Below are 12,459 nucleotides of genomic sequence, written 5' to 3' on the forward strand. Positions count from 1 at the left end.
GCCCTAAAACGGCCTGAAAACGCCCTAAACCCTGCCGAAAAACACGTTGAGTAAAATGGTTCAAAAACAGAGCTTTAGCCCAGCAGAATCAAGCCCCGCACTGTCTCGGCGCTTTAGCGTTGCCCCCATGATGGACTGGACCGACCGTCACTGCCGGTTCTTCCTGCGCCTGCTCTCCAAGCACGCCCTGCTCTACACCGAGATGGTCACCACCGGCGCGATCCTCCATGGCGACCACGACCGCTTCCTGCGCCATAACGAAGCCGAGCACCCTCTGGCGCTCCAGCTTGGCGGCAGTGTCCCCGCTGACCTGGCCGCTTGTGCCCGTATGGCCGAGGCCGCTGGCTACGACGAAGTGAACCTGAATGTCGGCTGCCCGAGCGATCGGGTGCAGAACAATATGATCGGCGCGATCCTGATGGCTCACCCGGCCTTGGTGGCCGATTGTGTGAAGGCGATGCGCGATGCGGTGTCGATTCCGGTGACGGTCAAGCACCGTATCGGGATCAATGGGCGGGACAGTTATGCCGAGTTGTGTGACTTTGTCGGGACGGTGAAGGACGCGGGCTGCAGCAGTTTTACGGTGCATGCTCGGATTGCGATTCTGGAAGGGTTGTCGCCAAAGGAGAACCGCGACATTCCACCCTTGCGCTATGACGTGGCGGCGCAGTTGAAGCAGGACTTCGCTGAGTTGGAGATTATTCTCAACGGCGGCATCAAGACGCTGGAGCAGTGCCATGAACATTTGCAGACGTTTGATGGGGTGATGCTGGGCCGGGAGGCTTATCACAATCCGTATCTGCTGGCGGAGGTGGATCAGCAGTTGTTTGGCAGTGAAGCGCCGGTGATCAGCCGGGCGGAGGCGTTGGCGCAGTTGCGGCCTTATATCGCTGAGCATTTGGCGGCGGGTGGGGCGATGCATCATGTGACGCGGCATGTGTTGGGGTTGGGCACCGGTTTCCCTGGGGCGCGCAGATTCAGGCAGTTGTTGTCGGTGGATATTCATAAGGCTGCGGATCCGTTGGCATTGTTGGATCAGGCTGGGGCGTTGTTGGAAGGGCGTTGATTGGATAGCTTGCAGGGCGTCGGTTGGTTATTGATGAACTGACACACTGCCATCGGGGGCAAGCCTCCTCCCACATTGGGTGCGGTGCATACCAGGGAAGGCGTCAGTTGGCATGAAGGCGCTATCCAAGTGTCATCGGGCAATTGGGTTGAACCTGTGGGCCGTTCTGGCCTCCTATTCAGCAGCAAGGCCCGTCATTCAAACGGCTGTTTTCAGGTTGTTGCCCTCGCAAACGATCGAACGCATTTGCGCCCTTGAGCGCCTGTCGGCGCTCGGGTAATGTCATCAGACCCATAGGACAGAGCACGCCCATGACTTCCAAGCTGGAACAACTCAAGCAGTTCACCACCGTCGTAGCCGATACCGGCGATTTTTCCACCCTCGCCAAGCTCAAGCCGCAAGACGCCACCACCAACCCTTCCCTGCTGCTCAAAGCCGCGTCGATTCCGGGCTATGCCAAGCTGCTGGATGAGTGTGTGCAGGACTGCAACGGTGATGTCGGCCTGGCCAGCGACCGGTTTGCGGTAGCGGTGGGTCAAGAGATTCTCAAAGTGGTACCAGGCCGTATTTCCACCGAAGTGGATGCCCGCCTGTCGTTCGACACTGACGCCGTACTCAAGCGCGCGCACCGTCTGATCGACCTGTATGACAAGGCCGGCGTCGGCCGCGACCGCGTATTGATCAAGATCGCCTCCACCTGGGAAGGCATCCGCGCGGCGGAGAAGCTCGAAAAAGAAGGCATCCAGACCAACCTGACCCTGCTGTTCTCGTTTGCCCAGGCTGTGGCTTGCGCGGAAGCGGGTGTGTTCCTGATTTCGCCATTCGTAGGCCGGATCTACGATTGGTACAAGAAAGCCAATGGCAACGACTACACCGGCTCGGATGATCCTGGCGTGCAGTCGGTGACACGCATCTACAACTACTACAAGGCCAACGGCTACAAGACCGTGGTGATGGGGGCGAGCTTCCGTAACCTGAGTCAGATCGAAGAGTTGGCTGGGTGTGATCGCCTGACGATCAGCCCGGACCTGTTGGAGAAGCTGGCGGCGGATGAAGGCAAGCTGGAGCGCAAGTTGTCGCCTGGCCATGCCGGAGAGGCGCGGGTACATTTGACTGAAGCGCAGTTCCGTTGGGAGTCCAACGAGGATGCAATGGCGACTGAGAAGCTGGCAGAGGGTATTCGTCAGTTTGCTCGGGACCAGGAGAAGCTTGAGGCGCTGTTGTCCGCCAAGCTGTAAACGGACAGAGACGGCAAAAAGGGCGGTACCCGTGAGGGTACCGCCCTTTTTTGTATCGATCGCAAGCCGATCTCAGTTCAACTGTGGGAGGGGGGGCTCCCGATGGCGGTGGGTCAGCGAGGAATACATGGCCTTACACTGTGCTATCGGGGGCAAGCCCCCTCTCACCTACAGAGGGATCAGTGACGCTCGAGGGCGTTGACGAGGTCGTGGAAGGCTTCGCGGTTGGACTCGTTGAGGCCCATCAGGATTTTGTGCGCTTCCAGTACCTTGACCCGCACAACCTCCTCGGACTGGTCCTGGACCGGCAGGTCGGTGAGGCATTCCGGGCAAGGGATCGGGCGGTCAACGATGTTGAACACCTGGTCGAAGCCCATGGACTGCAGCAGCCGGGTGATGTCTTCGTGGGTGGTGACGACGGTGGGCAACAGGCCGACCTTCTGCCGAGACAGAATGGACAACTTGGCCAACAGCCCAAGGGTGGTGCTATCGATACTGCGGGTTTCGGTCAGATCGATCACGATCGCCGAGAAGTTCAGCGCTGTGAAAATCCGCTCAATCGTCGCATCCAGCGCCGAACACAAGGTCAGGCGCACTTCACCGACAAACTTCAGGACAAAGGTCCCGTCTTGCTCGGCGAATTGGATTCTTCCGGTACTCATCAAAGATTCCTGCTCAACACCAATAGGGCGATATCATCCGGCATCTCCCCTAGCGTGGCCAATCCAAAAACCTGCCGCAGGCCATCCAGGCTGCCGCCCGCCGACTTGACCCGTTGGGGCAAGGCGGCTTCTTTCTCTTTGAGTGTAGGCTCTGGAAGAAGGTCCAGGATGCCATCGGACATCAGCGTCAGGCTGAAGGTCGGTGGCAGCTCCAGGATGTGGTCTTCATAGGTGGCTTCATTGAACAAGCCAACGGGCAGACCCCGTCCTTCCAGGTAGCGCACACTGTCAGGTGTGTACAAAACCGGCATCGGCAGGTGACCACCAATGCTGTAGGTCAAAAGACCGGTTTCTTCATCGATCACGCCGCCCACCATCGTCACGTGCTTGCCCAGCTTGCAGCTGATCAAGCCTCGGTTGATGTGGCCCAGCACCTCGGAGGGAGTGAACTCCGGCAAGGTGCCATTGCGCTTGGATTCAAACAACAGCCGTGTGGTCATGAATTTCAACAACACGGTCACAAAAGCGGAGGAAGCACCGTGGCCAGAGACATCGGCCAGGTAGAACGCCACGCGGCGCTCGTCGACACGGAAATAGTCGACAAAATCACCCGACAGGTACAACGACGGAATGATCTGGTGCGCAAACTTGAACTCGTCGATGGTCCAGGGGTTGACCGGCAGCATGTTCATCTGCACCTGGCGACCGGCGTTCTGGTCCTCCTGGAGCAGGTTCAGGCTGGCTTCGAGTTCACGGTTGGCGGTTTCGAGCTTTTCGCGGTAACGCTGGTTTTCCAGCAGCAGGCGTGCACGATCCAGGGCACGACGCACCGAGTGCTCCAGCACCGCCAGGTCTTCCAGGGGCTTGATCAGGTAATCGGCGGCGCCCAGGCGCAAGGCCTCGACAGCATCGTTCATGACCCCGGCGCCGGACACGACAATCACCGGCGTCTGCGGGGCGCGCTCGGTCACCTGGCGGATCAGCTCGAGGCCGCCCATCTGGGGCATGCGCAGGTCGCAGATCACGAGGTCGGGCTGGTCGCTCTCGAATACCTGGAGACCCTGTTGGCCATTGCTGGCCTGCAGGACGCTGAAGCCACTGTCTTCCAAATAGGCCGCAAGGCTTGCGCGCACTACTTCGTCGTCATCGATTATCAGCAGCGTGGCACTGGTTTTTTGCATGTGGGCAAACGGCGCCAGAATTAGGTTGGCGTAGGCGACTCGGCAAAGGCCGGGCTCACTCTACTGGATTCGCTTTCTAGCCTCTCTGTCCTACAAAGCATAGGCTTTTTGCCCACGCACAACTGTAAAGCAGAGGTGCCCTTCTAAGGCGCAGACGGTACTCCCATCCGCCTGGTGTTTCAAGCTCATGCCGATGGTCGCCGGGCGTCTTTACATCGCAAATCACCGGGAGTTATAAGAACCCTTAAAACCACAACACAATGTAAGGATGGAAGCTGTGAGCGAATACGAGCGCGACTACGCTGAAAAACGCGACTTCATCCGCATGCGAGTGGATGCCGACGTGGCGTTGATCCACGCGGGGCAAGAGATTGCCGGGGTTTGCGTGGACCTTTCCAGCTCCGGGATGCAGGTGCAGGCACCGCGCCAGTTCAACGTGGGAGACCTGCTCACGGTGCGCATTGATTCAGAGCACGCGGCTCTCAAGGGCCTGGAGGCTGACACCGAAGTGGTATGGACCAAAACGGCAGGCGAAGAGCAACAACTGGGGCTTAAGATCTTGAAAATGCGCTGAAACCGCACATAAAAAAGGCGACCGCCAGGGTCGCCTTTTTTTCATTTCAAAATATCACAGCTTAAAAGTCGTCGACGACCTTGCCGTCCTTGACCTTGAACTCGCGGTTCTGCAGGTAGGCGTTACGAATAAAGGTGTACTTGTCGCCGGTGATCAGCTTCTCGCTCTCGAGCAGGCTGGCGCGGGTATCGACGATATTCAGGCCCATGGTGCTGTTGCGCCAACCGATATCGTTCATATAGCGATATGGCTGGGTGTAGGTGTCCACATACTTGGACGGCGCATCGCGCAGGGTGCTTGGACCCAGCAACGGCAGCATCACGTATGGGCCACTGCCCACGCCCCAGTAACCCAGGGTCTGGCCGAAGTCTTCATCGCTGCGCTTGAGCCCCATTTTGGTGCCGACATCGATAAAGCCCAGCACGCCGAAGGTGGTGTTCATCAGCAAGCGAGCGGTGTCCACGCCAGCGGCGTGCGGCTTGAGCTGCAACACGTTGTTGGCCAGGTTGCCGACATCGCCGATGTTGCGGAAGAAATTGTGCACGCCGTCTTGCATGAATTGCGGGGTCACAAACTGATAGCCCTGGGCCAATGGCTTGAGGGCGTAGGTATCAACGGTGTCGTTGAAAGTGAAGATCGGGCGGTTGACGCTTTCCCATGGGTCATCTTCCGACGCTGCCTGTGCGGCGAATGGCACCAGCAGGACAGTGGCACACACCGACAACTGAGCGAAGTAGTGGCTCCAGCGCATAGCTTTTGCTCCTTGAATGGTCTGTCATGGGCGCTATGCCCTGAATAAGGCCGTCAGTATATGACGGAAGTGTGGATTTAGGCAGCTGCCAAGAAACGACAGGCTCTGAAATGGACAATTTTCCTACAATTAACGCCAATGTCATCGACTTGTCATCCCACCCCGATAGCGTTGGAGCTATTTCAGGGATGTAGAAATGCCTCACGCCGAAATTGCCGTCGCCACCGCTCCCGCCTTGACTGCCGTGTTATTTGGCCTGAGTGGCTGCCTGGTGGATTTCGGTTCCCAGGCACGCACCGATTCGTTCTCCCCGCATTCCGAAGCTACGCCCGGCGCGCTGAAGATTCTGCGCAGCCTGAAAGAGCAAGGCGTGCCCTGCGCCTGGCTGGATGAATTGCCACCCTCGGTGACCACCCCGCTGGCTGCGGCCCTGCCCGATTGGGTCAAGGCCGCATCCCCCTCCTCCATCCGCTGGCCGGCGCCCCATGCGTGCTGGCAAGCGCTGATGGAATTGAATATCCCACGCCTGGAAGGCTGCGTGCTGGTCAGCGGCGAGCCGCGCTTGCTGCAATCGGGCCTGAATGCCGGGTTGTGGACCATCGGCCTGGCGTCCTGCGGTTCACTGTGCGGCCTGGCGCCCGAGCAATGGCAGGCGCTGACCGAGCAGCAGCGCGAATACAAGCGCGGCAAGGCTACCGTGGCACTGTATGGGTTGGGGGTGCATTCGGTGATCGATCATCTCGGCGAGCTCGGCACCTGCCTGGCGGACATCAGCCTGCGCCAGCTCAAAGGCGAGAAGCCCTGATCGAGATCATGCACATTCGGCCCCGGTGGATTAATCTACCGATCAGTCCGTAGACCTTTCTCGGCGTGCCGTGGTCTATGCCAGTGCCTATCGATAAAAGGAAGAACGCCATGCCTGCCCGCGAAAAATTGCAAGAACAGGTCAATATCCTGCGCGAGCAACTGGAACAGGAACCGCCGCTGCCAGCCGAAAAACGTGAAGCGCTGGAAGCCTTGCTCGCCAAGTTCGAAGTACAACTGGAGCTGGAACCGGCCACCCAGCCACCCAGCATCGCTGACGATGTGAACCGTGCAGTGGAAGGTTTCGAGTTGGACCATCCAGGCATCGCGGGTACGTTGCGCAATATCGTGATCACCTTGGGCAACATCGGCATTTAAACCGGCCCAAAGCCACACGTAGAACCAAAATGTGGGAGGGGGCTTGCTCCCGATAGCGGAGTGTCAGTCACAGTCTCTGTGCCTGACCCACTGCTATCGGGAGCAAGCCCCCTCCCACACTTGTTTACTGTGAAGGTTACTGGCGCGCCAGGCGCACGTTCTGGAACGCCACATCCTCAGTACTGCGGTACGGATTGATATCCAACCCACCCCGCCGCACATAGCGCGCATACACCGTCAGCTTCTCTGGCTTGAGCAAACGCTGCAGGTCGAGAAAGATCCGCTCCACGCACTGCTCATGGAAATCTGAGTGTTGGCGAAAGCTCACCAGATATTCCAACAGGCTGGCGTGATCCAGCGCCGCCCCCCGATATTCCACCGCCACGCTGCCCCAATCGGGCTGGCTGGTGACCGGGCAGTTGGATTTGAGCAAGTGGCTGTGCACACTTTCCTCCACCACACGCGAATCGTCGCAACGCAGCAGTTCCGGGCGCGGGTGCTCGTAGTTGCTGACGCTGATATCCAGATCATCGATGCAAGTGCCCGGCAGGGCCACCACGCCTTCGGCTTCCACCTCGCCCAGGCTGCGGATGCGCACGCCCACCGGTTTGCCGGCTGCGGCGCTGAGATCGGTGCGCAACGTGGCTTCCAGGCTCTGCGTGTCGGCAAACGCGGTCTGGTTCAGCGAGTTGAGGTACAGCTTGAAGGACTTGGACTCGATGATATTCGGCGAGTCAGCCGGAATACTGAATTCACCGATGGCCACCACCGGCTTGCCCGAGGGCAGCAGCCAGGACAATTCGAAGCAGTTCCAGAAGTCCACGCCTTTGTACGGCAGGGTCTCGGCGCTCAGGCCCAGTTCGGCCCACTTGGCGGCGCGCGGAATCGGGAACAGCAACGAAGGGGTGTAGGTGGAGATGTATTCACTGGACTTGCCCAGCGGCGAATGTTCGGCAGCGGGATGCATGGCGGAAACCTGGCTAAATAAACCGCGCCAGTCTACCAGCCTTTGCCCCCGCCCTTAACAAGCGCTCATTCGACGTTGAGCTTGCCGACCATGCCCGCCTGGTAATGCCCGGGTATGTTGCAGGCGAACTCCAGGCCAGTGGCCTTGGTGAACGTCCAGGTCAGCTCGGCGGTTTTGCCGGGCTCGACCAGCACGCTGTTAGGGTCATCGTGCTTCATGCCCCCCATACCACTCATGCCGCCCATATCACCGTGCCCCATGGCGCTGTGATCCATCTTGCCCATACCGGTGGCATTCAGCATGCCGCTGGCCTGCATCTGTAGCATTTCCTTCTGATGCTCGGCATGCATCGCTGCATCACCCAGGTTGAATTCGTGGAGCAACTGGCCCTTGTTGACCAGCACAAAGCGCACGGTCTCACCGGCCTTTACGTCCAACGACTTGGGCGAAAAGGAAATATCCTGCAATGTAACTTCCACGGTGCGCGTGGCCTTGTCGGCAGCCGCTGGCTGGCCAAATGCATAGGTGTGAGCCGTTTCAGCCGCCGCCCCGAAACTCAAAGCCAACAGGCAGCCCGCTAACAACAGGGGGTTACGCAATACCATCTCAATTCTCCAAAGGTGTGGGATCAGCCTGGATAGCACTCTAAGATGACCTCGCTGCCAGCCAGCTGACTGCTAGATTACAACTTTGTCAGGTTGCGCCCCTGCCCTGCCAAGCGCGGTATAAAGCCCGTCGTGACCCGCTGCCAAGAGCTGCCCATGAAACTGCTGATCGTCGAAGACCAACCCAAGACCGGCCAATACCTGCGCCAAGGCCTGGCCGAGGCCGGTTTTACCACCGAGTTGGTGGCCGACGGCACCAGCGGCCAGCACCTGGCACTGACGGGCGACTACGACCTGTTGATCCTCGATGTGATGCTGCCCGGTCGCGATGGCTGGCAGATCCTGCAGGCGGTACGCAGCGCCGGCCTGGATATCCCGGTGCTGTTCCTCACCGCCCGCGACACGGTGGAAGACCGGGTACACGGCCTGGAACTGGGCGCTGACGACTACCTGGTCAAGCCATTCGCCTTCTCCGAACTGCTGGCGCGGGTGCGCAGCCTGTTACGCCGTGGCAGCAGCGCCCCCCAGGACACCGCACTGCAACTGGCCGACCTGCGCCTGGACCTGATCCGCCGCCGGGTTGAGCGAAGCGGCCAGCGCATCGACCTCACCGCCAAGGAATTCGCCCTGCTCGAACTGCTGCTGCGCCGTCAGGGCGAAGTGCTGCCCAAGTCGCTGATCGCTTCCCAGGTGTGGGACATGAACTTCGACAGCGACACCAACATCATCGAAGTCGCGATCCGCCGCTTGCGCCTGAAAATCGACGACAACTTCCCCACCAAGCTGATCCACACCGTGCGCGGCATGGGTTATGTACTGGAAGAACGATGCAGTTGATCAAGCGCCTGTCCCTGGCCAGTCGGCTGGCCCTGCTGTTTGCCGCCTGCACCGCCGTGGTCTCGTTGATTGCCGGGGTGCTGTTCAACCAGGCCAGCGAAGCGCACTTCGTCGAGCTGGACCAGCAACTGCTCGACAGCAAGTTGGTCGCGCTGCGCAGCACCTTGCAGGGCGTCGACTCCGTGCAGTCATTCGTACAACGCGAAGCGCAACTGCGCGCCGAACTCAACCGCCAACCCGACCTCGCCTTGCGTATCAGTGCCACTGGCCAGCGCTGGTTTGACGGCACGCCTAACATCCCCCTGCCCGAGAAGCCTGGCCTGTACAGCCTGCAAAACGCCGGAACCGACTACCGTGTGTACAACGCGCCACTGAGCCCGGGCCAACCCGACTCACCGCAACTGAGCCTGATGCTCGACATCACCCACCACCAGCACTTCCTGCAACGCATGCAACATTTGATCTGGCTCACCGTCAGCCTCTCGGCCCTGGCCACCGCACTGCTCGGCGCCTGGGCCGCGCGCAGTGGCTTGCGCCCCTTGCGGCGCATGAGTGAAGTGGCCGCCGGCGTGTCGGCCCACTCCCTGACCCAACGCCTGCCCCAGCAGCAGATGCCGGTGGAACTGGCGGAACTGGCCCAGGCCTTCAACGCCATGCTCGGCCGCCTGGACGATGCATTCCAACGCCTCTCGGCCTTCTCCGCCGACATTGCCCATGAACTGCGCACGCCCCTGTCGAACCTGTTGACCCAGACCCAAGTCATCCTGACCCAGCCGCGCCCGCTGGAGGACTACCGCGAAGCGCTGCACAGCAATCTGGAAGAGCTGCAATGGATGGCGCAGCTGGTGAATGACATGCTGTACCTGGCCAAGGCTGATCATGGGTTGCTGACGCCCAAGCGCGAGCCGTTGAGGTTGGCGGACGAAGTGGATGCGCTGCTGGAGTTCTTCGTCTTGCTGGCGGAAGACGCGCAGGTCAGCCTGGTGCGCGAGGGAACGGCCCACACCACCGGCGATCGCGGCATGCTGCGCCGGGCATTGTCGAATCTGTTGGATAACGCGCTGCGCTTTACGCCGGCGGGCGGCGAGGTGCGGGTGCATCTGGAGGAAGGTGCACAAGGCGTGACGCTGACAGTGGAGAACAGCGGCGAAGGCATACCGGCGGACGTATTACCGCGGTTGTTCGACCGGTTCTACCGAGCGGACCCGGCGCGGCATGAAGGCAGCAGCGAACATGCGGGGCTGGGGCTGGCGCTTACCCAGTCGATTGTGCGGGCGCATGGGGGGAGGATTTATTGTGAGTCTGAGGCGGGGTGGACAAGGTTTGTGATTGAGTTGCCTGCCGGAGATTGATGCACGCTGTACCGACGTTATCGGGGGCAAGCCCCCGATAGCAGTCTTGAATATTACGAATACCTCAGGGCATGCGCCGGCTCAATCTTCGCCGCCCGATACGCCGGGTAAATCGTCGCCAAAAAGCTCAACACAAACCCTGCCGAGCAAATCAACAACACATCCCCACCTTGCAGTTCTGAAGGCAGGTTACTGACGAAATACACGTCTGAACTGAAGATATGCTGCCCGGTTACCCGCTCCAGCCAGCCCACCAGCTCACTGACGTTCAGTGCCGCAATCACCCCCAACACGCCACCGATCAAGGTACCCACGATCCCGATCACGGTACCCTGCACCATGAAAATCGCCATGATCTGCCCTGGCGTGGCGCCGATGGTGCGCAGGATCGCGATGTCCGCGCCCTTATCGTTCACCACCATGATCAGCGTGGCGATGATATTGAACGCGGCCACGGCGACGATCATCAGCAACAGCAGGCCGATCATGGTCTTTTCCATTTTCATCGCACTGAACAGGCTGCCCTGGGTGTGGGTCCAGTCGTCAGCCTTGTAGGCCGCGCCCAGGCTGCTGGCAATGTCCGCCGACACCTTGGGCGCTGCGTACAAGTCCTTCACCGCCAGGCGCACGCTCTGCACCTGGTTCGGCTGCCAATGCTGGATTTCCGCGGCGTCGGCCATATGGATCAAGGCCATGGAGCCATCCAGCTCGGCGCCGACCTTGAAGATGCCGACCACATTCAAACGCTGCATGCGCGGCGTGATGCCACCTGGCGCGCTGCTGATTTCCGGAACGATCAGGGTCAGCTTGTCACCCACGTTCAGGCGAAAACGCCGCGCGGTGATCTCCCCCACCACCACGCCAAACTCGCCGGGCTTCAGGTCTTCCAGTTTGCCCTTGACGATATGCTGGGCCACGATCGACACCTTGCCTTCCTGGGCCGGGTCGACGCCACTGATCTCGATCGGCTGCATCGCCCCCTTGTAGGAAAACATACCATCCATCTGTGTGAACGGTACGGCGGCAGTCACTTCGGGATTCTTCATCGCGGCGGCGGCCACCGGCTGCCAATCGTCGATCGGGTTCACGCCGACGATAGTCGCGTGGGGCACCATGCCGAGGATGCGCGAGCTCATTTCACGCTGGAAGCCATTCATCACCGACAACACCACGATCATCGCCAGCACGCCCAAGGCGAGGCCGATCATCGAGGTCATCGAGATAAACGAAACAAAACGGTTGCGGCGCTTGGCGCGGGTATAGCGCGTGCCGATGAAAATCGATAACGGTCTGAACATTCGCTTGCACCGCCTGAAAAAATGAAAAAGCCCGGCGCCCGGCGCCAGGCTTGAAACAGGTCAGATGGCGACCAGATGACCTTCCTGCAGGTGCAATACGCGGTCCATCTGCCGGGCCATGCTCATGTCATGGGTCACCACCAGGAACGCGGTGCGCATCTGGGTGCTCAGCTCCAGCATCAAGTCCTTGATGCCCTGGGCGGTGTGGGAGTCGAGGTTGCCGGTGGGCTCGTCGAGCATCACCAGGCCTGGGTTGTTCACCAGGGCACGGGCAATCGCCACACGCTGACGCTCGCCACCGGACAATTCGGCCGGTTTGTGCTCCAGGCGGTGGCCAAGGCCGACGCGCTCCAACAGGGCCTTGGCCCGCTGGCGTGCTTCCGGGATCGCGGTCTTGCCGATCAACAACGGCATGCACACGTTTTCCAGGGCGGTGAATTCCGGCAGCAGGTGGTGGAACTGGTACACAAAGCCCAGGGAGCGATTGCGCAGTTGGCCACGGGCCTTTTCATTCAAGGCAGACAACTCTTCGCCGGCCAGCCATACGCTGCCCTGGGACGGCGTATCGAGGCCGCCCAACAGGTTAAGCAAGGTACTTTTGCCGGAACCGGAACTGCCGACGATTGCCACGCGCTCGCCGGGGTGCAGTTCAAGTTGCAGGTTGGACAGCACCACAACCGATTCCGGGCCTTCCTCGTAGGATTTGCCCAGGTTGCGGCAGCTCAGGATTGCTTTTTCACTCATGC

At 60.1% G+C, this 12,459-nt stretch carries 14 protein-coding genes; 7 read left to right on the top strand and 7 right to left on the bottom strand.

Annotated elements, in window-relative coordinates:
• Positions 1-55: 55 nt before the first annotated feature.
• Together dusA and tal are read left to right on the top strand one after the other, a co-directional pair.
• Complete coding sequence (dusA, locus tag A7317_RS07545) at positions 56-1,066, top strand: tRNA dihydrouridine(20/20a) synthase DusA (protein ID WP_069075493.1); 1,011 nt, start codon at positions 56-58, stop codon at positions 1,064-1,066.
• Positions 1,067-1,377: 311 nt separating this feature from the next.
• Positions 1,378-2,304, top strand: coding sequence for a transaldolase (tal, locus tag A7317_RS07550; RefSeq protein ID WP_024074109.1), 927 nt, complete (start codon positions 1,378-1,380; stop codon positions 2,302-2,304).
• Between the two features lie 179 nt (positions 2,305-2,483).
• Here the strand turns inward: tal and rssC are convergent, their stop codons facing one another.
• Both rssC and rssB read right to left on the bottom strand, forming a co-directional pair.
• Positions 2,484-2,966 (bottom strand): anti-sigma factor antagonist RssC, encoded by a 483-nt coding sequence (gene rssC, locus A7317_RS07555; protein WP_024074108.1) that lies wholly within the window; start codon positions 2,964-2,966, stop codon positions 2,484-2,486.
• The gene (gene rssB, locus A7317_RS07560; RefSeq protein WP_069075494.1) at positions 2,966-4,147 is read right to left on the bottom strand and encodes a two-component system response regulator RssB; all 1,182 of its coding nucleotides are present in this window, start codon (positions 4,145-4,147) and stop codon (positions 2,966-2,968) included. The genes rssC and rssB overlap by 1 nt, the downstream gene beginning before the upstream one ends.
• A 277-nt stretch (positions 4,148-4,424) precedes the next feature.
• On the opposite strand from rssB, the gene A7317_RS07565 reads away from it, so the two are divergent.
• Positions 4,425-4,721 carry a PilZ domain-containing protein gene (locus A7317_RS07565; protein ID WP_024074106.1) on the top strand — a complete coding sequence of 99 codons (297 nt, stop codon included), beginning with the start codon at positions 4,425-4,427 and terminating at the stop codon, positions 4,719-4,721.
• A gap of 61 nt (positions 4,722-4,782) precedes the next feature.
• Here the strand turns inward: A7317_RS07565 and A7317_RS07570 are convergent, their stop codons facing one another.
• Positions 4,783-5,472 carry a VacJ family lipoprotein gene (locus tag A7317_RS07570; protein ID WP_024074105.1) on the bottom strand — a complete coding sequence of 230 codons (690 nt, stop codon included), beginning with the start codon at positions 5,470-5,472 and terminating at the stop codon, positions 4,783-4,785.
• 196 nt (positions 5,473-5,668) lie between these two features.
• On the opposite strand from A7317_RS07570, the gene A7317_RS07575 reads away from it, so the two are divergent.
• Positions 5,669-6,277 carry a phosphatase gene (locus A7317_RS07575; RefSeq protein WP_024074104.1) on the top strand — a complete coding sequence of 203 codons (609 nt, stop codon included), beginning with the start codon at positions 5,669-5,671 and terminating at the stop codon, positions 6,275-6,277.
• A gap of 110 nt (positions 6,278-6,387) precedes the next feature.
• Positions 6,388-6,654, top strand: coding sequence for a DUF4404 family protein (locus A7317_RS07580; RefSeq protein WP_069075495.1), 267 nt, complete (start codon positions 6,388-6,390; stop codon positions 6,652-6,654).
• Positions 6,655-6,790: 136 nt separating this feature from the next.
• On the opposite strand, the gene queF is transcribed toward A7317_RS07580, so the two are convergent.
• Both queF and A7317_RS07590 read right to left on the bottom strand, forming a co-directional pair.
• On the bottom strand, positions 6,791-7,621 hold the full coding sequence (queF, locus tag A7317_RS07585) for an NADPH-dependent 7-cyano-7-deazaguanine reductase QueF (RefSeq protein ID WP_024074102.1): 831 nt from the start codon (positions 7,619-7,621) through the stop codon (positions 6,791-6,793).
• A gap of 65 nt (positions 7,622-7,686) precedes the next feature.
• Complete coding sequence (locus A7317_RS07590) at positions 7,687-8,226, bottom strand: cupredoxin domain-containing protein (RefSeq protein WP_069075496.1); 540 nt, start codon at positions 8,224-8,226, stop codon at positions 7,687-7,689.
• A gap of 156 nt (positions 8,227-8,382) precedes the next feature.
• Between A7317_RS07590 and A7317_RS07595 the strand changes: the two genes are divergently transcribed.
• Together A7317_RS07595 and A7317_RS07600 are read left to right on the top strand one after the other, a co-directional pair.
• On the top strand, positions 8,383-9,063 hold the full coding sequence (locus A7317_RS07595; RefSeq protein ID WP_024074100.1) for a heavy metal response regulator transcription factor: 681 nt from the start codon (positions 8,383-8,385) through the stop codon (positions 9,061-9,063).
• Positions 9,060-10,415, top strand: coding sequence for a heavy metal sensor histidine kinase (locus A7317_RS07600; protein ID WP_069077373.1), 1,356 nt, complete (start codon positions 9,060-9,062; stop codon positions 10,413-10,415). The genes A7317_RS07595 and A7317_RS07600 overlap by 4 nt, the downstream gene beginning before the upstream one ends.
• Before the next feature lie 53 nt (positions 10,416-10,468).
• Here A7317_RS07600 and A7317_RS07605 read toward each other — a convergent pair whose 3' ends face one another.
• Together A7317_RS07605 and lolD are read right to left on the bottom strand one after the other, a co-directional pair.
• Entirely contained in the window at positions 10,469-11,713 is a 1,245-nt protein-coding gene (locus A7317_RS07605) for a lipoprotein-releasing ABC transporter permease subunit (protein WP_024074098.1), read from the bottom strand.
• A 60-nt stretch (positions 11,714-11,773) separates the two neighbouring features.
• Positions 11,774-12,457 (bottom strand): lipoprotein-releasing ABC transporter ATP-binding protein LolD, encoded by a 684-nt coding sequence (gene lolD / locus A7317_RS07610; protein ID WP_024074097.1) that lies wholly within the window; start codon positions 12,455-12,457, stop codon positions 11,774-11,776.
• Between the last annotated feature and the right edge of the window lie 2 nt (positions 12,458-12,459).

The organism is Pseudomonas fluorescens, from assembly GCF_001708445.1.
Lineage (GTDB): Bacteria > Pseudomonadota > Gammaproteobacteria > Pseudomonadales > Pseudomonadaceae > Aquipseudomonas > Aquipseudomonas gorinensis.